Origin of the sequence: Nitrosomonas eutropha (genome assembly GCF_900116685.1) — a bacterium.
Classification (GTDB): Bacteria; Pseudomonadota; Gammaproteobacteria; order Burkholderiales; family Nitrosomonadaceae; genus Nitrosomonas; species Nitrosomonas eutropha_A.
In genome coordinates this window covers 1-24,925 of record NZ_FPBL01000003.1, presented here as the reverse complement: position 1 = coordinate 24,925, position 24,925 = coordinate 1, and the positions used below count along the sequence as shown (strand labels likewise).

Annotated in this window: 21 protein-coding genes and 4 tRNA genes; 13 read left to right on the top strand and 12 right to left on the bottom strand. The window is 46.9% G+C overall.

Translation table 11 applies throughout. The features are described from left to right. Nucleotides 1–30: 30 nt before the first annotated feature. The 9 genes from rng to BM331_RS04620 form a co-directional block, all read right to left on the bottom strand. A complete protein-coding gene (gene rng / locus BM331_RS04660; protein ID WP_074927523.1) occupies nt 31–1,482 on the bottom strand; it encodes a ribonuclease G in 1,452 nt (483 codons plus the stop codon). A gap of 32 nt (nt 1,483–1,514) precedes the next feature. After that, entirely contained in the window at nt 1,515–2,138 is a 624-nt protein-coding gene (locus tag BM331_RS04655) for a Maf family protein (protein ID WP_074927521.1), read from the bottom strand. Nucleotides 2,139–2,218: 80 nt separating this feature from the next. After that, nucleotides 2,219–2,686: a 23S rRNA (pseudouridine(1915)-N(3))-methyltransferase RlmH gene (rlmH, locus tag BM331_RS04650; RefSeq protein ID WP_074927519.1), complete on the bottom strand. Its 468-nt coding sequence runs from the start codon at nt 2,684–2,686 to the stop codon at nt 2,219–2,221. A 91-nt stretch (nt 2,687–2,777) separates the two neighbouring features. Beyond that, nucleotides 2,778–3,143: a ribosome silencing factor gene (rsfS, locus tag BM331_RS04645; RefSeq protein WP_074927517.1), complete on the bottom strand. Its 366-nt coding sequence runs from the start codon at nt 3,141–3,143 to the stop codon at nt 2,778–2,780. Then, nucleotides 3,140–3,835 carry a nicotinate-nucleotide adenylyltransferase gene (gene nadD, locus BM331_RS04640; protein ID WP_074927515.1) on the bottom strand — a complete coding sequence of 232 codons (696 nt, stop codon included), beginning with the start codon at nt 3,833–3,835 and terminating at the stop codon, nt 3,140–3,142. The genes rsfS and nadD overlap by 4 nt, the downstream gene beginning before the upstream one ends. Nucleotides 3,836–3,886: 51 nt before the next feature. Further along, nucleotides 3,887–5,239 (bottom strand): dihydrolipoyllysine-residue acetyltransferase, encoded by a 1,353-nt coding sequence (gene aceF / locus BM331_RS04635; RefSeq protein WP_074927513.1) that lies wholly within the window; start codon nt 5,237–5,239, stop codon nt 3,887–3,889. Nucleotides 5,240–5,313: 74 nt separating this feature from the next. Then, nucleotides 5,314–7,974: a pyruvate dehydrogenase (acetyl-transferring), homodimeric type gene (aceE, locus tag BM331_RS04630; RefSeq protein ID WP_074927511.1), complete on the bottom strand. Its 2,661-nt coding sequence runs from the start codon at nt 7,972–7,974 to the stop codon at nt 5,314–5,316. Nucleotides 7,975–8,015: 41 nt separating this feature from the next. Further along, nucleotides 8,016–8,903: a bifunctional methylenetetrahydrofolate dehydrogenase/methenyltetrahydrofolate cyclohydrolase FolD gene (folD, locus tag BM331_RS04625; protein WP_074927509.1), complete on the bottom strand. Its 888-nt coding sequence runs from the start codon at nt 8,901–8,903 to the stop codon at nt 8,016–8,018. 141 nt (nt 8,904–9,044) lie between these two features. Then, entirely contained in the window at nt 9,045–9,704 is a 660-nt protein-coding gene (locus tag BM331_RS04620) for a hypothetical protein (RefSeq protein ID WP_074927506.1), read from the bottom strand. Nucleotides 9,705–9,946: 242 nt separating this feature from the next. Between BM331_RS04620 and argS the strand changes: the two genes are divergently transcribed. The 3 genes from argS (at nt 9,947) to BM331_RS04605 (ending at nt 13,150) form a co-directional block, all read left to right on the top strand. Beyond that, nucleotides 9,947–11,707, top strand: coding sequence for an arginine--tRNA ligase (argS, locus tag BM331_RS04615; RefSeq protein WP_074927504.1), 1,761 nt, complete (start codon nt 9,947–9,949; stop codon nt 11,705–11,707). A 23-nt stretch (nt 11,708–11,730) separates the two neighbouring features. Next, the gene (locus BM331_RS04610) at nt 11,731–12,384 is read left to right on the top strand and encodes an SPOR domain-containing protein (RefSeq protein WP_074927502.1); all 654 of its coding nucleotides are present in this window, start codon (nt 11,731–11,733) and stop codon (nt 12,382–12,384) included. A 112-nt stretch (nt 12,385–12,496) separates the two neighbouring features. Next, nucleotides 12,497–13,150 (top strand): thiol:disulfide interchange protein DsbA/DsbL, encoded by a 654-nt coding sequence (locus BM331_RS04605; protein WP_074927500.1) that lies wholly within the window; start codon nt 12,497–12,499, stop codon nt 13,148–13,150. Between the two features lie 9 nt (nt 13,151–13,159). Here BM331_RS04605 and BM331_RS04600 read toward each other — a convergent pair whose 3' ends face one another. Together BM331_RS04600 and BM331_RS04595 are read right to left on the bottom strand one after the other, a co-directional pair. After that, entirely contained in the window at nt 13,160–13,843 is a 684-nt protein-coding gene (locus tag BM331_RS04600) for a hypothetical protein (RefSeq protein ID WP_074927499.1), read from the bottom strand. An 18-nt stretch (nt 13,844–13,861) separates the two neighbouring features. Then, nucleotides 13,862–16,030 (bottom strand): RelA/SpoT family protein, encoded by a 2,169-nt coding sequence (locus BM331_RS04595; protein WP_074927497.1) that lies wholly within the window; start codon nt 16,028–16,030, stop codon nt 13,862–13,864. A 453-nt stretch (nt 16,031–16,483) separates the two neighbouring features. Here BM331_RS04595 and BM331_RS04590 point away from each other — a divergent pair. After that, a tRNA-Leu gene (locus tag BM331_RS04590) sits at nt 16,484–16,570 on the top strand. Between the two features lie 120 nt (nt 16,571–16,690). On the opposite strand, the gene BM331_RS04585 is transcribed toward BM331_RS04590, so the two are convergent. Then, entirely contained in the window at nt 16,691–19,003 is a 2,313-nt protein-coding gene (locus tag BM331_RS04585; RefSeq protein ID WP_074927496.1) for a penicillin-binding protein 1A, read from the bottom strand. A gap of 157 nt (nt 19,004–19,160) precedes the next feature. Between BM331_RS04585 and BM331_RS04580 the strand changes: the two genes are divergently transcribed. From BM331_RS04580 to BM331_RS04540, 9 genes are all read left to right on the top strand, one after another. After that, on the top strand, nt 19,161–20,285 hold the full coding sequence (locus tag BM331_RS04580) for a pilus assembly protein PilM (RefSeq protein ID WP_177217834.1): 1,125 nt from the start codon (nt 19,161–19,163) through the stop codon (nt 20,283–20,285). Next, nucleotides 20,282–20,893 carry a PilN domain-containing protein gene (locus BM331_RS04575; RefSeq protein ID WP_074927494.1) on the top strand — a complete coding sequence of 204 codons (612 nt, stop codon included), beginning with the start codon at nt 20,282–20,284 and terminating at the stop codon, nt 20,891–20,893. The genes BM331_RS04580 and BM331_RS04575 overlap by 4 nt, the downstream gene beginning before the upstream one ends. After that, nucleotides 20,890–21,540 (top strand): type IV pilus inner membrane component PilO, encoded by a 651-nt coding sequence (locus BM331_RS04570; RefSeq protein WP_074927492.1) that lies wholly within the window; start codon nt 20,890–20,892, stop codon nt 21,538–21,540. The genes BM331_RS04575 and BM331_RS04570 overlap by 4 nt, the downstream gene beginning before the upstream one ends. Next, the gene (locus tag BM331_RS04565; protein ID WP_074927490.1) at nt 21,537–22,064 is read left to right on the top strand and encodes a pilus assembly protein PilP; all 528 of its coding nucleotides are present in this window, start codon (nt 21,537–21,539) and stop codon (nt 22,062–22,064) included. The genes BM331_RS04570 and BM331_RS04565 overlap by 4 nt, the downstream gene beginning before the upstream one ends. Beyond that, entirely contained in the window at nt 22,064–24,223 is a 2,160-nt protein-coding gene (pilQ, locus tag BM331_RS04560) for a type IV pilus secretin PilQ (RefSeq protein WP_083414685.1), read from the top strand. Before BM331_RS04565 ends, pilQ begins: the two co-directional genes overlap by 1 nt. 103 nt (nt 24,224–24,326) lie before the next feature. After that, a tRNA-Tyr gene (locus BM331_RS04555) sits at nt 24,327–24,411 on the top strand. Between the two features lie 113 nt (nt 24,412–24,524). Continuing rightward, a tRNA-Gly gene (locus tag BM331_RS04550) sits at nt 24,525–24,598 on the top strand. Between the two features lie 36 nt (nt 24,599–24,634). Continuing rightward, nucleotides 24,635–24,709: transfer RNA gene (locus tag BM331_RS04545), tRNA-Thr, on the top strand. A 64-nt stretch (nt 24,710–24,773) separates the two neighbouring features. Continuing rightward, nucleotides 24,774–24,925 (top strand): GTP-binding protein (locus BM331_RS04540; RefSeq protein WP_256214828.1); only part of this gene is annotated, 152 nt, incomplete at its 3' end.

Here is a 24,925-nt window from a genome sequence, read left to right as displayed (position 1 = left end):
GCAATGCGACATATTGTCGCAGGAGAAGGGTTAAATAAGGATAACGTCGTACTGTTCTTGCGTATAAGTAGTACCTACCTGCAGGCCTATGGGTTTGGCAATGAAATCACCCAGTTGGGCGAGGCTCTGGGATTCTTCATCCAGAAAGAGATCGATTACTTGTTGTGAGGCCAGAATACGATATTCTTTGGCGTTGAACTGCCGAGATTCCCGTAACAATTCACGCAGAATTTCATAGCAGATTGTTTGTGCTGTCCGGATTTCTCCGCGTCCCTGGCAAGTTGGGCAGGTTTCGCAAAGAATTTGCGCCAGGCTTTCACGTGTGCGTTTACGGGTCATCTCGATCAGCCCTAGCGCGGTGAAGTCGTTGACAGTCATTTTGGTTCGATCCTTTTGCAAGGCTTTATTAAATTCAGCCAGAACTGCAGCCCGGTGTTCTTCACGATCCATGTCGATAAAATCGATGATAATGATGCCGCCCAGATTACGCAATCGCAGTTGTCGTGCAATTACCTGGGCAGCTTCGAGGTTGGTTTTGAATATGGTGTCATCAAAATTTCGTACCCCGACAAAGCCGCCGGTGTTGACATCCATGGTGGTCAGCGCCTCGGTCTGGTCGATAATTACATATCCACCGGATTTCAGATCAACACGTCTGGCCAGTGATTTTTCGATTTCCTGCTCAACCCCGTATAAATCGAATAATGGTCGCTCTCCGGTATAGTGACTGATTTTTTCCACATCACTCATCATGTATTCTTGGGCGAAGGTGGTCAGCTTCTGGTAAGTTTCGCGTGAATCTACCCGAACCCGGTAGGTATCGGCATTGACAAAATCGCGCAATACACGATGGCTCAGATCCAGATCCTGATAAAGCAGGGAAGGCGGAGAAATGGTTAATGATTTTTTCTGGATGTCCTGCCAGAGTTTGTGAAGATAATCGATATCAGCCTGTAATTCTGGTTCATCAGCGGTTTCGGCCATGGTTCGGATAATATAGCCGCCGGAAGAATCGGCTGGCAGAATGCTCTGTAATTTCTGGCGTAACGATTCGCGCTCATTGTTGTCTTCGATGCGCTGAGATACACCAATGTAGGATTCTTGCGGTAAATAGACCAGCAAACGTCCAGCAAGACTGACCTGGGTGGAGAGCCTGGCACCTTTCACGCCGATTGCATCTTTGACGACCTGTACGAGAATGTTGCTGCCCTCAGACAGGAGTTGCTCTATCGGCTTGTTGTGCTCGGTCTGGCCGGATTCATGGATATCTGCCACATGCAGGAAAGCTGCCCGTTCAAGACCAATATCAATAAAAGCTGACTGCATACCAGGCAACACACGGCTGACGCGCCCATTATAAATATTGCCTACGATGCCACGGCTGCTGGTGCGTTCAATGTGCAGCTCCTGTGTGATTCCTTGTTCTATGATGGCAACACGCGTTTCTTGCGGCGTGACATTAATGAGAATCTCGCTGCTCATATAAACTGGGATCCGATTATATTTGTACTTGTTCAGAAAATGGGGATTCCTGTTTCTTCCAGTAGCTGGGAGGTTTCAAATAGTGGCAATCCGACTACACCACTATAACTCCCGCTGATGTTGATAATGAAAGCAGCTGCTTTTCCCTGAATGGCGTAGGCGCCTGCTTTTTCATGTGGTTCACCGCTGGCTATATAGGTCCGGATTTCGTGCTGGCTGATATCCCGGAATCGAACCATTGTTGTTGATAAGCGCAGCCTAATCTGTCCCTGGAATGCCAGCCCGACTGCTGTATGCACCTGGTGTTCCTGCCCAGAGAGTGCGCGCAACATTTCCTCCGCATGCCCAGTATCTTTTGGCTTTCCCAGGATACGGCCATCCAGCACAACAATGGTATCTGCGGCCAGTACAGGTAAAACAGGCAGGCCCCGCTGTTTCAGACGTAGCCAGCCGGCTTCTGCTTTAGTATGGGTAATTCTGTAGACATAATCGGCTGGAGATTCTTCTGGAGCAGGTGTTTCATCCACGTCAACCGGGCGGGATAAGGTTTCCCGCATGAGCAATATGGTGTGCCTGATGCCAATCTGCTTGAGCAGATTGCGTCTGCGAGCGCTGCGTGATACCAGATAAATATAACTGCCAGCTGTAGTAATCATTCCCGGATCAAACCTTAAGGTATGTTTCCATAAGCAAATATTGTGCACCTGTAGCTGAAACTCTACAGCAGGATTGCAAATTATGCACGGTGGTAGGGGTGATTCCGGGTGATAGAAAATGCCCGGTAAAGTTGTTCTGCCAGTAATACTCTCGCCAGCCCGTGCGGTAATGTCATAGCAGAAAGCGCCAGCTTTTCGTGAGCTATTTGCTTAATATCCTGGTGCAATCCATCTGCTCCACCAATAATGAACGTTACGTCCCGGCCAGATTCCATCCAGTTGGTCATCAGTTCAGCCAGCCTGACAGTAGCGGTCTGCTTGCCTGATTCATCCAGAACAACAATATGACACCCAAGTGGTAAAGCGATACGGATACGTTCACTTTCGGCCTGCAATAGTTGTTCAGTCTTTTTGCCAACCCGTTTTTCCGGTTTTATTTCCACCAGCTGTATTTCAGCTTCTTTGGGCATGCGCTGGCTGTATTCTGCGTATCCTTTTTTAATCCAGTCCGGCATTTTGTTGCCAACTGCCAGGATATGGAACTTCATGATTCAGAATAATGAGCGTGCAAAATTTATAGGAATGAACTGGTTTAGGAAGTAGCCGTGTTATTTTGAAACCAATTGTTGCAGCCAGGAGTTAACCATATACAGTGGCATTTTCCTGTGGTGACTGCCAGGATGATTCTGCCCAGAGTCCTTCCAGATCATAGTAACTACGCATGGCGGGTTGCATGATATGAACAATGATATCGCCCAGGTCAACCAGCATCCATTCTCCTGTTTGTTCGCCTTCCATTCCGTAAACGATCCTTCCAGTTGCTTTTACCTTTTCTTGTACATGGCCTGCCAGTGCCTTGGTCTGACGTGTGGAATCGGCGCTGGCTATGACCATGGTGTTGAATAACGGAGTCAGCTTACTGACGTCTATTACACGGATATCGCTGGCCTTGAGGTCTTCCAGGGCCATTATGACTGTTTCAAGTTGTTCGTCAGGTAATTTCATTTTTCTCCGGCATAAAAATTATGCTTGTCAATATAGTCGAGTACCGCTTCGGGCAGCAGATAGCGTACACTTTTTCCTGAAGCAATGATGCTTCTAATCTTGGTGGATGAAATATCCAGTAAGGTTGTGGAGGTAGTAAAAATGCGGCCACAGTGCGAATTTTTTAACTCTTCGATCGTAGCTGCCTGGCGAGTCTGGCAAGCAGCTTTCAATTCATCGGGCAGATCGGATAAATTGTTGATCAGAGCTGATCCGGGTCGATTGACAATAACAAGATGACACAATTCAAATAATTCACACCAACGGTACCAGTGTGGCAGCCTGATAAAGGCGTCGACCCCAATAATGAAACAAAGTGCAATATGCTTGCCTGCTTTGTATTTCGCTTGGTATTCCTGTCGGATTTCTTGCAGTGATTCAACGCTGTAGGTTTCACCAGAGCGCCTGATTTCACGATCATCCACTGAAAACATAGCATTTCCACGAATGGCTGCATGCAGCATGGTAACGCGATGTGCTCCGGTTACAACGGGGGTGTCGCGCAATCGGGGCTGGCCTGCTGGTAAAAAGAACAGGTGGTTTAGTCGTAAAATCTCTGTCAATTCTTCGGCTATTCTCAGATGCCCATAATGAATGGGATCAAACGTTCCGCCATAAATTCCGATGAGTGAGTATGCTGTTGCTTCGGCCATTTGCCGGTAAATAGGTAATCGGGCACTGCGATGCCCGGTTGGTCGCGTAACTCAGAATAGTGCAAGTCGCATATCGGTCAGGATGCTGGCCAGGTGTGCAGTGAAACGTGCGGCTGCTGCACCATCAACCACCCGGTGGTCATAGGATAGTGAGAGCGGGAGCATTAAGCGCGGAACAAATTTTTCATTCTGATAAACCGGTTGCAGACTTGCACGGGAAATTCCCAGAATGGCAACTTCCGGTGCATTGATAATGGGTGTGAATCCAGTTCCACCGATACCTCCCAGGCTTGATATGGTAAAGCTTGCCCCTTGCATGTCATTGGGCATTAATTTTCCTTCACGAGCAAGTGAGGATAACCTGGCAAGTTCTTTGGCGATACTGATTACTCCCTTCTGGTCAGCGTCCCGAATAACTGGAACCACCAGTCCGTTAGGCGTATCAACCGCAAACCCCAAATGATAATAATGCTTGATGATGAGTTGACTCTCCGCTGTGCTGTTGTCCAGAGAGGCATTAAATTCTGGAAATTTTTTCAGAGCCGCTGTAACTGCCTTGATAAGAAAAGCTAGTATGGTCAGTTTGGTACCGTCATTTTTCCGGGTTTCGTTATGCGTTTTTCTGAGTGCTTCCAGGTCGGTAATATCTGCTTCATCAAATTGTGTGACATGCGGAATCATGGCCCAGTTACGATGAAGATTAGCGCCTGAAATTTGCCGGATACGCGATAGTGATTTCAGTTCGATTGGCCCGAATTTTGCAAAATCTACGTGTGGCCAGGGCAGCAGGTTGAGTGAGCTTCCGGTACTATGCTCACCAGCCAGTACCTGTTTCACGAAAGCCTGTACATCTTCCTTGAGAATACGCAACTTAGGGCCGGTTCCAACCACTCTGTTCAGATCTACTCCCAATTCCCGGGAAAATCGTCTGACCGAGGGGCTTGCGTGAGGTATTATCTTGCCATGCTGTCCGACTTCCTGATCAAGTTTCGGTAATAAAGACGGAGGGGCCACTGGTTTTGCTGCTGTGGTAGATGCAGATTTGACCACTGGTGTGGCTTCAGGCTGATTTAATTTGGCCATCCCTGTTTGTACAGGTTGTGGCTCGGATGGAGATCCAGATGGCTGGGATTCAGGTGTCTTTTCCTCATCTTTTGCGACAGATATTACTTCCATGGTCAGGATTTCTGAATCCTTGGAGACCTTGGCGCCTATCTGGAGTATGATTTCCCTAATCGTTCCAGAGTAGGGCGAAGGCACTTCAACCGTAGCCTTATCCGATTCCAGCACAATCAAAGGATCTTCAGCCTGTACGTTATCGCCAGGCTTGACCATAATTTCGATGACCGGAATATCTTCAAAACTCCCGATATCCGGGACCAGAACTTTCTTGACTTCAGCCACTTGTACTCCTTGATTCTCGCTGCTATAAATATCGTCAGGATGAGACAGAATTATTCCATCAGCTGTAAACGGATCTAGACTTTGATCGGCTCAGGTTTTTCCGGATCAATTGCAAAGGCCTGGATCGCTTTGGTCACTTCTGATGCTGGAATTTTTCCTTCATCTGCCAATGCCTTAAGCGCTGCGACCACGACATAATGGCGATCCACTTCAAAGAAGTGCCTCAGTTTTTCGCGTGTATCCGAACGACCGAATCCATCTGTGCCCAGTACACGGTAGCGGTTCGGGATGAACTCCCGGATCTGGTCGGCAACAATCTTCATGTAATCGGTCGAGGCAATAACTGGCCCTTTACGATCTTTCAGGCAGATTTCCACATGCGACAGCCTGGCTGGCTCGTCAGGATGGAGCAGATTCCAGCGCGATACGCTCAGTGCTTCCCTCCGTAACTGATTGAAGCTGGTAACACTCCAGATGTCTGCCGAGACTTTGTAATCTTTTTCCAGAATATCTGCCGCAGCGATTACTTCTCGTAAAATTGTTCCTGAACCCAGCAATTGCACGTGCAGCTTGTTTTTCTTGCTTCCATCGCGAAGCAGATACATCCCCTGCAAAATATTTTGCTCGGCACCTTCGGGCATCTCTGGATGCGAGTAATTTTCGTTCATTACAGTGATGTAGTAATAGACATCTTCCTGTTCCTGGTACATACGGCGCAGGCCATCCTGAATGATAACGGTAAGCTCGTAAGCGAAAGCAGGGTCATAGGATATGCAGTTTGGGATGGTGGAAGCAGCCAAGTGGCTGTGGCCATCCGCATGCTGCAATCCCTCACCATTCAGCGTGGTACGACCGGCAGTGCCGCCCAGCAGGAAGCCACGACAGCGCATATCGCCGGCCGCCCAGGCAAGATCGCCCACGCGCTGGAAACCGAACATCGAATAGAAAATATAGAACGGGATCATTTGCACGTTGTGTGTGCTGTAGGCAGTGGCTGCCGCCATCCACGATGCCATTGCCCCTGCTTCATTGATTCCTTCCTGCAGTATTTGTCCGTTCCTGTCTTCCTTGTAATACATCAACTGATCAGCATCTTCCGGGGTGTAGAGCTGCCCTACGGATGACCAGATACCCAGCTGCCGGAACATGCCTTCCATGCCGAATGTACGTGATTCATCTGCAACGATAGGTACTACATGCTTGCCGATATTCTTGTCTTTTACCAAGATATTGAGTATGCGCACAAATGCCATTGTCGTTGATGTCTCGCGCCCTTCACCACTGGCTTTGAGCAATGCCTCAAACGCAGATAATGGTGGAATCTGTAATGCTTCAGCTTTACGGCGGCGGTGATGAATAAAGCCTCCCATTGCTTGCTGCCGCTCACGCATGTAGTTGTATTCAGGCGAGCCTTCTTCGAATTTTAGATAAGGTATCTCGTCAATTTTGTCATCTGGCACCGGCAGCCCAAAACGATCCCGAAATGCTTTTAACGAGATCGTGCCCATTTTTTTCTGCTGGTGAGTAATGTTTTGTGCCTCCCCGGCTTCACCCATACCGTAACCTTTGATTGTCTTGGTCAGTATCACGGTTGGTTGGCCGGTGTGTTTCATTGCTGCACTGTAGGCAGCGTAAACCTTGTGAGGATCATGCCCTCCCCGGTTTAGTCGCCAGATATCATCATCAGACATGCTGGCAACCATCTCCAGCAGTTCCGGATATTTGCCGAAGAAATGCTGGCGCACATAAGCGCCGTCACGTGATTTGAAAGTCTGATATTCGCCATCAACACATTCCATCATGCGCTGTTGCAGTAATCCCTTGGTATCTTTTGCCAGTAAGGGGTCCCAGTAAGAGCCCCAGATGACCTTGATCACATTCCAGCCAGCACCACGGAAGGTACTTTCCAGTTCCTGGATGATTTTGCCGTTTCCTCGTACTGGCCCATCAAGGCGCTGCAGATTACAGTTGATGACGAAAATCAGGTTATCAAGTTTTTCACGAACACCTAGGGAAATTGCACCCAGAGATTCTGGTTCATCTACTTCACCATCACCCATGAAAGCCCAGACTTTACGACCATCGGTTTTAGCAAGGCCGCGTGCGCCAAGGTATTTCATGAAACGTGCCTGATAGATCGCCATGAGCGGCCCTAGGCCCATCGAGACAGTAGGGAATTGCCAAAAATCCGGCATAAGCCATGGATGAGGATAGGAGGGAAGGCTATTGTTGCTGTCATCCACTTCCTGGCGGAAGTTATCCATTTGCTCGCGAGTCAGTTCATCTAGCAGGAAGGCGCGTGCGTAAATGCCGGGAGAGGAGTGACCTTGTACATAAATTAGATCGCCGCTTTGCTGCTCACTGGCAGCGCGCCAGAAATGGTTATAGCCGACATCATAGAGTGTGGCTGCCGAGGCAAAGCTTGCAATATGGCCGCCAACGTTAGTGTGTCGATTGGCGCGTAATACCATTGCCGCTGCATTCCAGCGAATGTAGGAGCGAATGCGATGCTCCAGCGCATGGTTACCGGGTGAACGCTCTTCCCTGCCGGGTGGAATGGTATTAATGTAAGCAGTGTTGGCGCTGTAGGGCAGGTAGGCGCCGGAGCGACGTGCTTTCTCTACCAGTTTTTCCAGCAGAAAATGAGCGCGTTCGGTACCTTCGTTAATCAGTACCGTTTCCAAAGCTTCCAGCCATTCTTGTGTTTCCTGGGGATCGATATCCAGTGGATCCATATTCGGGTCTGCTCCCTGTTTACAAGTCTACAAGTTCAAAATTATTGCACAGAGCCGCACCGGGCTTCTGTCTGAGCTTTTACTTTCGCGCGTTCTGCGGCTTCAATCGTATTATTCATCAGCATTGTGATGGTCATCGGTCCTACGCCACCGGGAACCGGTGTGATATATCCTGCTTTTTCTTTTACGCCTGAAAACTCGACATCACCACAAAGTCGTCCATTCACTAAGCGATTAATGCCTACATCGATTACAGTTGCGCCTGTTCTGATCATATCGCTTGTCAGTAAATTTGCTTTTCCCGTGGCCATTACGATGATGTCAGCGCTCCGGGTGTGGTTGGCCAGTTCTCGGGTTTGTGAGGTGCAAATTGTGACAGTTGCGCCCTGTTCCAGCAGCATGAGCGCCATCGGTTTTCCGACAATATTGCTGCGCCCGACAACAACCACGTGTTGCCCCTGAAGTGGGATGTCATATTCTGCCAGCATTTTCATGACACCAAAGGGAGTGCACGGACGAAACAAGGCATGTCCTGTTGCCAATGCGCCCACATTGCAGGGGTGAAATCCGTCTACATCCTTTTCAATTGCTATGGCGGCAATGACTTCATTCATCTGGATATGGCCGGGTAAAGGCAATTGCACCAGAATACCGTGAATTTCAGGATTGACGTTCAAATCCCGTATCTGCCGCAATATAGTTTTCTGGGGAGTATCAGCAGAGAAATTAAAAATTTCGGAATGGATGCCCAATTCTTCGCAGGTTCTTGCCTTGTTGCGAACATATACGGAAGATGCTGGATTGTCTCCTGCCAAAATAACTGCCAGGCCAGGTTGCATCCATGTTTCCAAGAGGATTTGGACGCGTTGTTTCAGTTCTTCGCGTAGCTTGCTTGCGATAAAATTACCGCTGATAATCGTTGCACTCATAAAATTCAGGAGGTGTCGAATAGTGCAGATAAATAGCCTGCTTAAATCAGCAAGGCTGATTTAGGAAATTTTCGCCACAATGTTTTTATCCTGGCAGAAAAATTTTTTATATGCCTCTGGTCTTCCCCGGAGACTGCTTAATCAAAGGGGTGGAGTTTTGGGGCGATTGCCTCTTTTTGTTTTGTAACGGTAAATCAAGAGACCAATTAGAAACACGGGTGTCATGAATAGGAATGCCGTTAGTAACCCGATCGCCAGAATGGTGACATTATCACTTTCCGGAAGATAGATTGTTACGAACCATACACCAGCCATAGCAAAGAGCAAACCACCCAGTAACAAAATGATTTTTCCCTGATCATAGGAGCGCCAGAGTCCTTTTGATACTCTGGTCTCGCCAACATAGTGATCGAAGACCTCAGCTAGACTATGATCGCCGGGTTTTGATTCATAGCCCAATGCGAGTGCCAGTGCTTCATCACCATCCTCCAGCACAGACATTTTTTTGACGAATGCAGCTTGCTTTTTGGCACGGTTGGGTTTGACACCATCCTTGACCATCATATGGCACAGCGCTTGAAATGCCTTTTCTTGTGCATCTGCCGTGGTTGCTTCGTATTGATCATAAAACTGCTGCATGACACCGACGAGATAAAGCTGAATAGTCAAATCCTTGAATTGCGGTGCAAAATCATATTTTTTGTCTTTAACAAGTGGCAGTTGCTCTGCCAAAACTTCTTTTGTGTGCTTGATGCAGGCATCAAGTATCTCTTCCCCGAATTTTTCTTCTGTATTTTCCATTGTGAGCCGATCAGGATTTTCATCCTTTGCGATAACAGTTTTAATTTCTCATTATATACTGGCTGGATAACACATGAAATCTACAAATCCTGAAAAATAAGCCCGAGGAAGGTTCAAGCAAATGAAGAGCCTTTGCCAAGGCTCTTCTGGCAGGTTCCCGGATTCAATCTGTCTATCAAAACACGCAAACAAGTTTGCAGGCAAGCCGCTATAATGCGGACTTACCGAAATACTTTCCTGTCATGGCTACAACGATTCCCTTCGATTTTAGATCCCATTGTATACAGCTGCTTGCCCAGGCAGCGAAACAAGTTCTTCCAGACGAAACAGAGATACAAATCGAGTTGCAGCGCCCTAAACTGGTGGATCATGGCGATTATTCCAGTAATCTAGCCATGAAACTGGCCAAGCGTTTGCGTCGGAATCCGCTTGAGCTGTCAAAGGTGCTGATTGAAGCCTTGCCGGATTCTCCTTATGTGGGGAAAGTGATTGTTGCCGGTGGCGGGTTTATCAACTTTTTTTTGAAGAAAACAGCGAAACAGCAATTTTTACTTGCAGTGCTGCAGGCGGGTGATTCATTCGGGCATAATAAACTGGGGGCAGGAAAGACCATCCAGATCGAGTTTGTATCCGCTAACCCAACCGGACCGTTGCATGTTGGCCATGGTCGTGGGGCAGCGTTTGGTGCCAGCCTGGCCAATATTATGGCTGCAGCCGGATATGCTGTTACACGCGAGTTTTATGTTAACGATGCCGGTCGCCAAATGGATATTCTGGCTTTGTCAACATGGTTGCGTTACCTTGGTTGGTGCGGTATCTCTCTCCCGTTTCCCGGCAATGCTTATCAAGGGCAATATGTTGTTGATATGGCGCTGGAAATACATAGGACACATGGCGATCGCTATGCTCATTACTCTGATTCTCCGACGCAACAGCTGGCTGAAATCAATGCTAAAGCAGCCACTGACGGGGAAGACGAATACTTGGACAATCTTATCACCGCAGCAAAATCCATTCTTGGTGAGGATTATGCCTATCTCCACAATTTTGTTCTGACGGAACAGTTGAATGATTGCCGAAATGACTTGATGGAATTCGGTGTTGAGTTTGAAAACTGGTTTTCAGAACAATCATTGTTCGATAGCGGGTTGGTGGCGCGTGCTGTACAGCTGCTGGATGATAAAAAGCTACTGTATCGTCAGGATGGTGCGCTCTGGTTCCAGTCTACCGGATTTGGTGATGAGAAAGATCGGGTGGTGCAACGGGAAAATGGCCAGTATACATACTTTGCATCCGATATCGCTTACCACCTCAGCAAATATGAACGTGGTTTTGATTACATGCTGAATATTTGGGGTGCGGATCATCATGGCTATATTTCCCGGGTAAAAGGCGCTATTGAAGCACTGTCTCTTGATTCGGATAAGCTTGAAATAGCGCTGGTTCAGTTTGCTGTCCTGTATCGGGATGGTAATAAAATTTCCATGTCCACCCGGTCAGGAGAATTTGTTACATTAAGACAATTACGCCAGGAAGTGGGTAATGATGCAGCCCGTTTTTTTTATGTGTTGCGTAAAAGTGATCAGCATCTGGACTTTGATCTTGATCTGGCCAAATCACAAAGTAACGATAATCCTGTCTACTATGTGCAATATGCGCATGCTCGTATCTGCAGCGTACTTGAGCAGTGGGGGGGGGCAGTAGATATACTCGGTAGGGCAGAAACGAAATTGCTGACTGATCCAGCTGAGTTAGTGCTTCTACAGAGAATGATTGATTTTCCGGATACTATCGAAGCAGCAGCAAAGGAACGAGCCCCTCATCTTATTGCATTTTTTCTGCGAGAATTGGCAGGAGAGTTTCATAGTTACTACAACTCGACGCGTTTCCTCGTCCCAGATGAGACGCTTAAAATAGCGAGATTGGCGCTGATTTCAGCCGTTTGTCAGGTGTTATCAAAAGGATTATCGTTGCTGGGGGTAACTTCGCCCCACGAGATGTAGCTGAATGGAATACGGAAAGATTGATGAGTCGGGATTATAAATCCAGAAATTCGGTAAAAACACGAAAGAACGGTGGTTCTTTATGGCTTGGTTTGTTTGTTGGCTATACCTTGGGCTTGGTAAGCGCTATCGGGGTGTGGCTATACATTAGCCAGGCTCCCAGTCCATTCCTTACTCAGGGGAAAGAGGCTCAGAGCCAGTCATCGGGGAAATCCGCACGGCAATCGTCACCGCCGTTATCAGCAGAGAAAAAGATTCTGCCCCATACAAACCAGGCGGAAACGAGTGGATCCCGTTTTGATTTCTATAAAATCTTGCCCGGGATTGAGGAGCCTCCAGCCGAGGATACGTTTGATCTTGCGCCTCTGCCGCCAACTGCTACGGCAATCAAGAAAACTCCGGAGAAAATACCTGAGAAAACTGCTGTGACCAAGGATCAGTATTACTTGCAGGCGGGCTCCTTCAGAAATTCTGGGGATGCTGAAAGAATGAAGGCTGAACTTGCTATGCTGGGTATTGTTGCTTCGGTTCAGATCGGAAAGTCTGATGGTAATGTGCTTGTACACCGTGTACGTGTCGGCCCATTTATTAAAATGGAAGAGCTTGACCGGGTTCGTGCCTCACTACAATCAAATGGGATGACGACAAGTCTTGTTCGTGCAGCGGGTAACAACTAGGCACTGCAATAACAAAAATCTCCGGCTGATATCGTTGTGTTGTTTAAAATAAACTGACTTACTTGTATTCCGTGAATATTCTTTCTGCCACTTTGAAAACGAGGAAAATTGGATGAACGTAAGAAAAATTATCTGCTTTCTCTTGAGTTTTGTCGTTGTAAACCTGGCAGGAATTCTAACTGTTCATGCGGAAATCGTTGAAGGTAAGGATTACAAGGTACTTTCAACGCCCCAGCTGACGGAAAACGAATCACAACACATCGAAGTTATCGAATTCTTCTGGTATGGCTGTCCTCATTGCAGTGATCTGAATCCCTATCTCGGCCGCTGGCTGGAGAGCAAGCCGGCTGATGTTGAATTCCAGTATATTCCAGCAATTTTCCGCAATAACTGGGCACCCGCAGCCAGGCTTTTTTATGCAATAGAAAGTCTGGGTCTTGGTGAGATACTTCATGACAAGATCTATCATGCCGTCCATCGTGAAAAAATAGATTTGTCAAAAGAGGAGACGCTGTTTAACTGGATTGAGCAGCAGGGGGTTGAGCGTGATAAGTTCATTAGTGCTTACAATTCATTTACTGTGCAGAATCAGGCAAGCAGAGCTGCCCAAATAACACGACAATACCAGCTTACTGGTGTGCCAGCTCTGGTGATTGACGGCAAATATTTGACCAGCGGGAAAGCAGGCGGTCTTCCACAAGATACAATTTCGGTTCTCAATCAGCTGATTGAAAAGGTTCGTGAAGAAAGGAAAATCCAGCAGTAATACTGGCCTTTATTCCCAGGATGGAGGTGAGATTCCGTAAAGAATCGCAAACTGGATTGCTTTTTCCTCAAAAGCTTTTCTGTTGTCTTGGAGGCGTTCATAGGCAAACAACACGTCCCATATCGCGCGTGTTCCGGTGCTTGCCTCTGCTTTGTTTTGCAGACAGTCGATAAAGTGATCTATCTGTTTCAGCTCAAGTTTGATACTTTCCTGAGTCATGGAGGAAAAAAGTCTTGCAAGCTTTCTGAGACCGTTGTTATCAATTTCCTGTACGTTGGAAAAATCAAGCAATATGTCGCCAGGAGAACTGCGGCTACGCTGGATAATCATGCCGACAGGCAATGTTTCTGCAGTAATTTTCTTCGGAATCTCAAATATAATTGGATTACTGGCTGCTTCTTTATTAAACCATTGGGTGTATTTTTGTTTCAAATTAGCAGATAGAGATACGCCCGTTATATTTTTATATAGTCTTTCTATTTTAGCCAAGTCATTTACCTGGTCGGTTGCCAGATAAAACATCGCCAGTAATTGCCATCCCGCCACATCTTCTACTTGTTCGTTCTCCAGTAGTGATTCAAGCACTTGCATTTTTATTTGTGTTTCATTAACTATTCGCCGAATCTCCTCGACAGGATCGGGGGGGATTGCTCCAGGTGAGGTGAAATCAAGCAGCAGGTTATTAGCACTCATTTTTATAGAGTAATTAATTTATTGGTTTCTAATGCGGCCCATTTTGACTATCTCGCCGATATGCTTCAGTCTGCGGAAAATTTGCGCAAGATGTTGACGGTCCCTAGCCTGTAGGATAAAGCGCATTGTGGTGTAATCTTTGTCATTTTCCAACGTTATATCGTCAATATTTGAATCCGCTTTAGCAATCTCTGCGGTTACTCTGGCTAATACCCCACTTTTATTTACTACTGTCATGAATATATTGATCGGAAAGGTTCTGTCGATATTTATCCCCCAGACAACATCCAGCTGATTGTCTATATTTTTGTGATCTTTGATCCTGATTACTGCAGAGCAATCCTGTGTATGAATTACCAACCCCTGATCTTTTTTAATCAATCCGACGATGCCATCACCGGGTATAGGGTAGCAGCATCGTGCGAATTTGACTGCCATTCCCTCGGTTCCAAGTATGGTGATAGAGTTGTTGCCATCAATATTTGATACAGATTCACCTGACGGGGTGGCGAGACGTTTGGCTATAACTGCGGCAAGCTGTTTCCCCAGGGCAATATCTGCCAAAAGTGCTTCCCTGGATTTAACCCCGCTCTCTCTTGCCAGCTTTTCCCATTGTGATGGCTCGATAGTCTCCGAGTTCGTACCAAAGGAATGCAATGCCTGATTCAACAGGCGTTCTCCAAGCCTGACTGATTCATTGTATTGAATGGTTCTCAGAAAATAACGGATACTGGAGCGTGCTCTGCCAGTTGCAACATAGGATAGCCAGACAGGATTTGGTTTGGCTGCGGGTGCAGTAATAATTTCCACACGGTCTCCGCTTCTTAGGCGGGTGCGAAGTGGTGTGATTTCGCCGTTGATTCTGGCGGCTACGCAGCAATTTCCAATATCGGTATGCACAGCATAAGCAAAATCTACTATGGTGGCGCCTCGTGGTAACGTTAATATCTTACCTTGCGGAGTAAAAACATATATTTCTCCTGGGAATAGATCAATTTTGAGATGCTCCAGAAATTCCAGCGAATCGGATGAGTCATTCAAGGTCTCCAGTAAGCCTTTCATCCACTGATTGGCTTTCATGTACAAATCATCCATTGCAGTGTCACTACCCTTGTTCTTGTAAAGCCAGTGTGAAGCAACTCCAGCCTCAGCGATATGGTGCATTTCGTGGGTGCGGATCTGGATTTCTATCGGCAATCCATAAGGTCCAAGCAATGTGCTGTGTAATGATTGATAGCCGTTTGGTTTGGGGATGGCGATGTAATCTTTGAACTTTCCAGGGATAGGTTTGTACAGGCTATGGAGAGCTCCAAGCGCCACGTAGCAAGATGAAACGTCTTTAACAACTACCCGAAAACCATAAATATCCAGTACATCCGAGAAACGAAGATGTTTCTCCACCATTTTCTTGTAGATGCTGTACAAATGTTTTTCGCGGCCGGTTACCATGGCATTCAGCGCAGCTTCCCGTAAGCGCTGTTTGGTTGCTTCCAGGATTTTTCCAACCACCTCCCGGCGATTGCCTCTTGCTGCTTTGATTGCCTTGAGCAGAACCTTGTAGCGGGTTGGATAAGAAAAACAAAACCCCAGCTCCTGTAGTTCCTGATAGATATTTTCCAGGCCGAGGCGATGTGCAATCGGTGCGTAGATCTCCAGCGTTTCTCGTGCAATGCGGTGCTGTTTCTCTTGTGGCATTACTTCAAGTGTGCGCATGTTGTGCAGACGATCGGCCAGCTTGATCAGTATGACTCGTATATCTTGTGCCATGGCCAGCAGCATTTTGCGGAAATTTTCCACTTGCATATCTGCTTGAGTCTGGAACCTGATCCGATCGAGCTTGGAAACGCCATCTACAAGCTCGGCTACGGAAGAGCCAAATCGTTTGCTGATTTCTTCCTTCAGGATACCGGTATCCTCTACCACGTCGTGCAGCAGAGCAGCAGCGAGTGTTATCGTATCCAGGTGGAGTTCACCCAGTATTCTGGCGACTGCAACAGGATGAGAAATATAGGGTTCACCAGATTTTCTGAATTGGCCGGAGTGTGCTTTCTGACTGAAGAAATAAGCATTCTTAAGTAAGAGCATATCTTCAGGCTTGAGATATTGAGATACCTCGTCAAAAAGCAGCTCCGCTTTTGATGCAACAACAGCGGAGTCATTTAAGTCATGCAAAATAGGTTCTGACATGAAATTTTAAAATTTTTATGTATGAAATGATTTTTGTTAGCCGTAAACTGCTACTGCTTTACTGTGAGCTCTGTCTATTCTCGGCTATATCAGCCGTGCATTAAGTACTACCAAGTGCTAATTACATCAAATGCGAGGAATTTTTACATGAGTTAGTAGCCATAATCTTAATTCTTAACATGCTCTTTATAAAAACGCTGTTAATTTAACTGCTTGGGGAAATTCTAGTATTTTTCTCGTATTTAATGCAAATAGAGCTTTTTTGATTGGATCGAAAATAAATAGATCCCCAGAGCTTGTCAAAATACAGGTTGTTGAGGAAGACGTGATCAGGATATACCCGAGATGAGCTGGTTAAGTTTTAACTCTTGATTTTTTTGTTATGACAGAGAATCTGGTATTGGTTGCTGTGTAAGGTAATTTCAGTATAATTGCGTTCTTGCCGCAACTAAAGCCGGGATGGCGGAATTGGTAGACGCACGGGACTCAAAATCCCGCGAAGGCGACTTCATGGGGGTTCGATTCCCCCTCCCGGCACCACATTATTCTTAAGGCAATTGTTCGTTGCATCTATCTTGCTGAATTTATTGGTTCTGCGGAACTCTGGTAGAAGAGGATTGCCTGCGATAAATACTCCTATACACTCGACTACTCTCTGATTTAAAACAGCCAGTCTTCCATTTGATCCGTAAAACCAGGATCCTGGAAAGAATAATCTGTTTCCGGCGGAAGCTGCTCCTGAAAAAAGTATTCGTTGAGTGTCCCAAATTGATCCCTCAAGCCTGTTTCTGGATTAATCTTGGCCATAACAATACCTTGTGGGGGAGATATTTTTGTGGCAGGTATTGATTTAAGTGCGCTGGCCATATAGTTGATCCAGATAGGTAAAGCTGCCTGCCCCCCGGTTTCTCTGTTTCCCATGGATTTGGGATCATCAAAGCCCAGCCAGGCAACTGCCACCAGATCTTTCTGGTAACCGCAGAACCAGGCATCGAAGGCATTGCTGGTAGTTCCCGTTTTCCCGGCAATATCATTGCGGCCAAGTACTCTTGCCCGGGCGGCAGTTCCTCTTTGGACGACATCCTGCATCATGTTTGTCATCAGGAATGCATTGCGTGGATCTATAACCTGTTTGGCGTTCTGGCTTGCAGTGGTGTGGCGTGTCTGCTCAATAATTTTTCCGTGCTCATCTTCAATTCGTTCAATGAAGTAGGGGGGGATATGGTATCCCCCATTGGCGAAAGTAGCATAGCCAACGGCCATTTGCATCGGAGTGACTGATCCAGCGCCAAGTGCCATGGGAAGAACTGCTGGATGATGTTTTTTATCGAAGCCGAAGCGTGTAATGTAATCCTGTGCGTAGGATAGCCCAATCGCCTGAAGAATACGGATGGATGCAAGATTTTTCGAATGAGTTAATGCCGTGCGCATTCTGATCGGGCCGCTGAACTTGCCGTCATAATTCTTGGGTTCCCAAGCCTTGCCACCAGTCTGATCAGGCCCTAGATACAGTGGGGCATCATTAATAATAGTGGCCGGAGTAAACCCTTTTTCAAGTGCAGCGGAATAAATGAACGGTTTGAAACTTGATCCAGGTTGACGCCAGGCTTGGGTAGCATGATTGAATTTGTTGAGATTATAGTCAAACCCGCCTACTAATGCGCGAATAGCACCATTGTTTGGGTCTATTGCGATCAGAGCAGCCTCTATTTCGGGTAATTGAGTAATTTGCCAGCTGTTTTTTTCTGCCTTTTTTACTCGAATCAGAGCACCGGGACGTATTCGCCTTTCGGTAACCCGGGGATCTTTACCAAGGTATTTGCTGACTACTTTCAGGCTATCCCCAGTAATCCGGATTGTTTCCCCGTTCTTGAGGGAGGCTTCAACAGTACCAGGTGTCACGGACAGGACAACAGCCGCCAGGATATCATCACTGTTGCTGATATTCTGCATAGTGTCCTGCAGTGCTTCATGATCTTTAAGATCTTTTGGCAGTTTCAGGAATGCTTCCGGGCCACGATAACCATGTCTGGTGTCATATTCTATTACTCCTTTACGCAGCGCACGGTAGGCTGCTTCCTGATCAGATTTTCTCAGCGTGGTATAAACCCTGATTCCACGAGTATAGGCTTCTTCGCGATAGCGATTGTAAACAACTTGACGCACCATCTCTGCGACGTAATCAGCCGGCATGGCAAATATTTTTACCTGGCGATGGATTGCAACAGAAGTTTTCTTTGCTAGTGCAAGTTGGTCGGCTGAAATATAGTTGAGCTCATACATCCGTCGTAACACGTATTGCTGTCGTATTTTTGCACGCTCCGGGTTGACGATCGGGTTGTAGCGTGAAGGTGCTTTGGGGAGTCCGGCCAGCATGGCCGCTTCAGCCAGATTAATATCAGACAGTTTTTTGCCAAAATAAGATTGTGCTGCAGTAGCAAAGCCATAGCTGCGTTGCCCAAGGTAAATCTGGTTGATGTATAACTCAAGAATGTGATCTTTTCCCAGGCTGTGTTCAATTTTAAAAGCCAGTAATGCCTCACTGAATTTTCTGGTAAATGTTTTTTCCTTGGTCAGAAAGAAATTGCGTGCCACTTGCATGGTAATGGTGCTTGCGCCTTGGAGTGTGCTGCCTGCCGTGAAGTTTGAATAAATGGCGCGTAAAACACCGATGTAATCTACCCCGTAATGCTGGTAAAAACGATCGTCTTCAGCTGCCAGAACAGCTTGTTTGAGAGATTCCGGTACCTCTTTTATTTTTACAAAATCCCTGCGTTCTTCACCAAACTCCCCAATCAGAAAACCATCAGCGCTGTAAATCCGTAAGGGTATTTTCGGGCGGTAATCAGTCAGCATATCGAGGCTGGGTAAAGAAGGTAACGTAACCAGGGCGGCAAATATCACTAGCAACGTCGCAAGTAAACCAGCAGCCAGAATGGTCAGAAGGAAACGGAAAAACCAGCGGAATAACATTAAAAGGCAGAGTGTTGTGTGGGTGAAAAAATGATCCAGCACAAGATTATAAAGGGTATATCAACTGTTATTGTATGAATTGATTTTTTACTTACCTGTCAGAATCGGCTTCAGTTGAAGTATTGCATCTGAATAAAAATCTTCTGATCGAAACATTATGCAAATGAAAGCTGACATGGTTCTGAAGAAATCTTTTGATATCAATTTTGGTGTGCTGACAGGTACATCTAGAATGTTGGGGGTGGATATTGGTGCCTCTTCAATCAAGCTAGTGGAATTATCCGGAAAAAGTGGAGCGCCAGAATCATATCGTCTGGAACGTTATGTTATCGAACCATTGCCGATGGATGCTCTGCAGGATGGGGGTATTAACCAGATTGAACAGGTGAGTGACAGCCTCCAGCACGCCCTGAAACGAATGGGAACGCGACAGAAGAAAATTGTTATGGCTCTGCCGTTGACATCAGTTATTACAAAGAGAATTAACGTACCTGCAGGTTTGCGGGAAGATGATCTAGCGTTTCAGGTTGAAACAGAAGCCAATCAGTACGTGCCGTTTGCAATGGATGAAGTCAATCTTGATTTTCAGGTGATTGGACCAGCTCCAGATTGCCCGGAAGAGGTGGAGGTGTTGCTGGCGGCTGCTCGTAAAGACAAAGTGGAAGATCGTGTAGCAGCAGCAATGTCTGCCGGCCTGAAGGTAATGGTGATGGATGTCGAGCAATTTGCTGCCCAGACTATTTCTTCCAGAGCGATTGGCAGTCAGCTGCCGGGTGGAGGAAAAGATAAGGTGATTGCATTAATTGATATTGGCGCAAACGTCACGCGAATCAATGTGCTGTTAAATGATACCTCTATCTACATGCGGGATTTATCCTTTGGTGGAAATCAGCTGACGCAAGAAATCCAGAATCAGTTCAATCTCTCCCCGGAAGAAGCCGAGGCAGCTAAGCGCAACAATAAGCTGCCAGAGAGCTATCAAAATGATGTATTGCGACCCTTTTGTGAAACAGCTGCGCTGGAGGTGGCTCGAGCCATACAGCTTTTCTATACTTCCACTCAACATACCCATGTTGACTATATCTCCTTGTCAGGAGGGTGTGCAGTGATCCCGGGTCTTGAGGAAATTATATCTGAACGTACCGGGGTGATTACCCAGGTTATTAATCCATTTTTTGGCATGGAGTTATCCGGCCGGATTGCGCTGCGGCAGCTGAAGATGGATGCCCCGGTATTGCTGACCGCCAGTGGCCTGGCCATGCGAGGATTTGATCCATCGTGATACGTATTAATTTGCTTCCACATCGTGAACTTAAGCGCAAAGCGCGCCAGCAGCAGTTTGCCATACTGGCTGGTCTTACTGTTAGTCTGGGGATGCTGGTTATCTGGGGAGTACACGAGATGGTGATGGATAAAATTGATCATCAGAATGGACGTAATCAGTATCTGCGGGATGAGATTACTGTTCTCGATCGGCAAATCGCCGAAATAAAATCAATTAAGGAAAAAATACAGGAGATGCTGGTACGCAAGGAGATTGTCGAGTCTTTGCAGGGAAATCGCATCAAGGTAGTGCATATGCTGGATGAGGTAGCCAGGCAGTTACCGGAGGGAGTTTACCTGAAGAGCTTGAAACAGACGAATGAGCACCTGCACCTTGCTGGTTACGCTCAATCCAATGCCGGGATCTCGACGCTGATGCGCCATCTGGATGCGTCGCCTTGGCTGGAGTCGCCATTGTTGATTGAAATCAGGGCAGCTACCGAAAATGGTATCAGGCTCAGTGAATTCGATTTGAATGTCAAATTAACTGAATTACCAGAAGAGGAGGGTCGTCCCAGGGGAAACGAGGTAGCAGCAAAAATTACCGCAGCGGTGGGGCAACCATGAATCTGCTGGAAGAGTTACGTCATGTCAATCCCAATGAGCCTGGCAACTGGCCAGTTGCGCTCAAGGTAGGTGCGCTTGCGTTGCTGTTGGGAGTCCTCATGGTGGCAGGTTATTTTCTGGATTGGGAGGAGCAATGGGAGGCGCTGGAACAGGTGCAGCAAGAGGAAGATACGTTGAAAAATACTTTTTTAGCCAAAAAGAATAGTGCAGTCAATCTTGATCTTTTGCGTGTGCAATTGACAGAGGTGGGGCAAACGCTGGGTACCTTGCTGAAACAGTTACCTAACAAGTCTGAGCTGGATGCGTTGTTAGTAGATATTAACCGGGCTGGATTGGGACGGGGATTGCAATTTGAGCTGTTTAAGCCCAATGCTAAGGAAACGGTTCGTGAATTCTATGCCGAGCTTCCAGTTTCTGTCAGGGTGACAGGTAATTATCATGATATTGGTGCTTTTGCAAGTGATGTGGCTCAGTTGCCGCGTATTGTCACTTTGCAGGATATTGAAATTATTCCTGGGAAAGATCGCCAGTTGATATTGAACGCTACGGCAAAAACTTTCCGTTATCTCGATGATGAGGAAATCGCAGAGCGCAAAAGGGAAATGACGGAGAAAAATAAACAAAAGAATGCAAAAGGGGCGTCATGAGCGATCGATTCCGCTTCTGGATAGCTGTAATGATAGTGTTGTTTACGGCTGCATGCAGCCAGGAAGGCTATGAAGATCTGGAATTTTTCGTCAAGGAATCAGGAGCGGGATTGAAGGGAAAGGTGGATCCTCTGCCTGAAATCAAGCCGCTGGAGCATTTTATTTATCAGGCTTTCGAAATTCCGGATCCCTTTAGTAATCGAAGAAACCAGCAGGAAAAGTCTGAGCGAGATGAGTTACAGCCTGATCTGAAACGTCCCAAAGAGGCACTAGAAAGTTTTCCGTTGGAGAACCTCGCTATGGTCGGTTCGCTACGGCGTGGAAAGTACGTTTTTGCCCTGGTTAAGGCACCGGATAACTCTGTACACCGTGTCAAAACTGGCAATTACCTTGGGCAGAATTTCGGTTTGATCACAGGGGTTTCCGAGGAGGAAGTCAAATTGAGAGAGATTACGCGAGGTAGTACGGATGAATGGGTTGAACGGGTCAGTGTACTCATGCTGCAAACTCAGGAGCCAAAGTGATGAATTGGAAAATGGAAAATAAATGGTACGAGAGTTGCATAATCATGATTGCTCATCGAGTTTGGCAATGTTTGTCGATGTGTATTCTGCTGGCTGCGTGGACCATTCAGGTTGTAGCTGCATCAACGTCAGTAAATACCCTTCGTGCATTGGATATTTCGGCCCAAACAGATGGTCGTTTAATTGTTAAAGTGACGTTGGATCGACCGATTGCGACTCTACCAGCCGGAGTATTGCTGAATGATCCCGATCGCCTTTATTTTGATCTGGAGCAGGTCGCCAGCGCTCTGGGAGAGTCTGGCAAGGTATCAGGTCGTGGTGTAATAAAGAGTATGGATGTTGTGCCTGCTGAGGGCCGCACCCGTCTAGTAATGAATCTGTCAAAAGCAGTTAGGTATGAAATCAGCACGGAAGGTAACTATTTACTGATTGCACTCCAGGGCAATGAACTGGGTGAATCACTCAATCGTGCTGCTGTTTCAGCCTCCATGCCAGTAAGAGGTGAAGCACAATTAAGCTTGCGGGATATCGATTTTCATCGCGGCACACAAGGTGAGGGCAGAGTGGAGGTGGGGCTGTCACAACCAGGAGCGGTAGTCAATGTACATAGTCAGGGAGGAAGATTGCTTGTCGAGTTCATGAAGGCCTACCTCCCTCCCAATCTTGAGCAACGGTTGAATGTGCTGGATTTTGCTACGCCAGTGCAGACGATTGAGACTATCGCGCGGGATGGTAACGTGCAGATGGTTATTGAGCCGAAAGGGCGCTGGGAGCATACATCTTACCAAACCGGAACCAATTTTACGGTAGAAGTCAGATCGGTAATTGAAGGTGATGATATGCCCATTCACAAAAAGCTGATTGATGGAGGTTATACTGGTGAAAAACTTTCACTTAATTTTCAGGATGTTGAAATTCGCTCAATTCTTCAGGTTATCGCTGATTTTACCGATTTGAATATCATTGCCAGCGACTCAGTTAAAGGTAATCTGACTCTGCGGCTGAAGGATGTTCCCTGGGATCAGGCGCTGGATATCGTGCTGCAAACGAGCGATCTTGATAAACGCAGGGTGGGTAATGTAATTTTTATCGCACCACGGGAAGAAATGGCTGCTCGTGAAAGATTGCAGCTGGAGCAGAATCAGCAGATAACCGAGTTGGAAGTGTTGCAAACGGAAGCATTCAGACTTAATTATCGGACTGCCAGCTCGATTCCGCTTAAGGGTATTCTGAGCCAGCGTGGTTCGGTGGAAGTTGATGACATCAGCAATACGCTGACCGTTACCGACATTCCCACCAGGCTTGCAGAGGTAGCTCGGCATGTGGCTAATCTCGATACCCAGGTGCGCCAGGTCATGATTGAAACTCGTATCGTCGAGGCAACCGATACATTCAGCCGTAACCTGGGAGCTCGTTTTGGGGTGCAGAACGCAACTCGGATCGGAAGTCAGACTAATGGACGGCGACTGGGTATTTCTGGGAATTTGGGCAATTCCAGTGAACTGGCTGCTGGTACGGTATCACCTTCTGGTGGAGATAATCTTAACGTCAACTTGCCGGCGGCTGCGCTTGCGGGAGTTGCTGGCGGCCCGGCTGCACTAGGATTGAGTTTGATCAAGATTAACAACGGTACATTGATCAATCTGGAGCTGTCTGCATTGGAGTCGGATAGTCAGGGCCGTATTATCGCTAGCCCGCGCCTGGTTACGGCTAATCGTGTGGAAGCGAGTATTGAGCAAGGTACGGAAATTCCCTTTCAGACTATCAGTGTGACACGGCCACAGATTCAGTTTAAAAAAGCTGTTCTTGGCCTCAAGGTTACGCCACAAATCACTCCTGATGATAATATCATCATGAAGTTGCAGGTTAATCAGGATACTCGCGGGGAGAGCACACCGGCTGGTCCGGCCATTGATACCAAGCAAATCGTCACCGAAGTGCTGGTAGAGAATGGGGGAACGGTTGTTATCGGCGGTATATTTGAACAGGTCGAAAAGCGGGATCGTAACCAGATTCCGTTACTGGGAGATGTGCCGTTACTGGGAAATTTGTTTAAAAATACCGCAAAGCGTGATGATAAAAGAGAATTGCTGATATTCGTCACGCCGCGTATCCTGAGCGAGAATTTGAGTAATAATATTCGATCCGCATTGAATTGATATGAAAAACAATCAAAATAACAGTATCAGAAATTTTATGTAATCAGCTCATGCTATAGCATTGACTTGATCGGTCTAAGCGTTCATAATGCCCTGCTATTTTGGAGGGGTTCCCGAGCGGTTAAAGGGATCAGACTGTAAATCTGACGGCTCTGCCTTCGAAGGTTCGAATCCTTCCCCCTCCACCAGTCGTGGTAACAAAAATCAGAGATGCGCGTAGCGCTGGATTAATCTGATCGCGCTAGTCATTGCGAATAGTGCGGCTGTTTATTTAAACGTAAGGCAGGTGAGCCGGGCACAAGCGGGTGTAGCTCAATGGTAGAGCAGAAGCCTTCCAAGCTTACGACGAGGGTTCGATTCCCTTCACCCGCTCCACAATATTACGGCGAGGATAATATTCTTGTTCTGTACGCCCATGTAGCTCAGTGGTAGAGCACTCCCTTGGTAAGGGAGAGGTCGCCAGTTCAATCCTGGCCATGGGCACCAAGTCATGCTGCAGCCAGGGTTATTAGATTACTGATACAAGCATTAATAAAAGGAAGCAGACGCAATGGCAAAAAGTAAATTCGAACGGGTGAAACCGCATATAAATGTAGGGACGATAGGCCATGTGGATCATGGTAAAACGACGCTAACGGCAGCGATCACAACAATACTGACCAAGCAATTTGGCGGAGAAGCCAAGTCATATGCTCAGATAGA

Excerpts from the sequence above, each read along its gene's own strand:
- rng (WP_074927523.1), bottom strand. The coding sequence starts at position 1,482 with ATGAGCAGCGAGATTCTCATTAATGTCACGCCGCAAGAAACGCGTGTT.
- BM331_RS04655 (WP_074927521.1), bottom strand. The coding sequence starts at position 2,138 with ATGATTACTACAGCTGGCAGTTATATTTATCTGGTATCACGCAGCGCT.
- rlmH (WP_074927519.1), bottom strand. The coding sequence starts at position 2,686 with ATGAAGTTCCATATCCTGGCAGTTGGCAACAAAATGCCGGACTGGATT.
- rsfS (WP_074927517.1), bottom strand. The coding sequence starts at position 3,143 with ATGAAATTACCTGACGAACAACTTGAAACAGTCATAATGGCCCTGGAA.
- nadD (WP_074927515.1), bottom strand. The coding sequence starts at position 3,835 with ATGGCCGAAGCAACAGCATACTCACTCATCGGAATTTATGGCGGAACG.
- aceE (WP_074927511.1), bottom strand. The coding sequence starts at position 7,974 with ATGGATCCACTGGATATCGATCCCCAGGAAACACAAGAATGGCTGGAA.
- folD (WP_074927509.1), bottom strand. The coding sequence starts at position 8,903 with ATGAGTGCAACGATTATCAGCGGTAATTTTATCGCAAGCAAGCTACGC.
- BM331_RS04620 (WP_074927506.1), bottom strand. The coding sequence starts at position 9,704 with ATGGAAAATACAGAAGAAAAATTCGGGGAAGAGATACTTGATGCCTGC.
- argS (WP_074927504.1), top strand. The coding sequence starts at position 9,947 with ATGGCTACAACGATTCCCTTCGATTTTAGATCCCATTGTATACAGCTG.
- BM331_RS04610 (WP_074927502.1), top strand. The coding sequence starts at position 11,731 with ATGAGTCGGGATTATAAATCCAGAAATTCGGTAAAAACACGAAAGAAC.
- BM331_RS04605 (WP_074927500.1), top strand. The coding sequence starts at position 12,497 with ATGAACGTAAGAAAAATTATCTGCTTTCTCTTGAGTTTTGTCGTTGTA.
- BM331_RS04600 (WP_074927499.1), bottom strand. The coding sequence starts at position 13,843 with ATGAGTGCTAATAACCTGCTGCTTGATTTCACCTCACCTGGAGCAATC.
- BM331_RS04595 (WP_074927497.1), bottom strand. The coding sequence starts at position 16,030 with ATGTCAGAACCTATTTTGCATGACTTAAATGACTCCGCTGTTGTTGCA.
- BM331_RS04585 (WP_074927496.1), bottom strand. The coding sequence starts at position 19,003 with ATGTTATTCCGCTGGTTTTTCCGTTTCCTTCTGACCATTCTGGCTGCT.
- BM331_RS04580 (WP_177217834.1), top strand. The coding sequence starts at position 19,161 with ATGCAAATGAAAGCTGACATGGTTCTGAAGAAATCTTTTGATATCAAT.
- BM331_RS04570 (WP_074927492.1), top strand. The coding sequence starts at position 20,890 with ATGAATCTGCTGGAAGAGTTACGTCATGTCAATCCCAATGAGCCTGGC.
- BM331_RS04565 (WP_074927490.1), top strand. The coding sequence starts at position 21,537 with ATGAGCGATCGATTCCGCTTCTGGATAGCTGTAATGATAGTGTTGTTT.
- pilQ (WP_083414685.1), top strand. The coding sequence starts at position 22,064 with ATGAATTGGAAAATGGAAAATAAATGGTACGAGAGTTGCATAATCATG.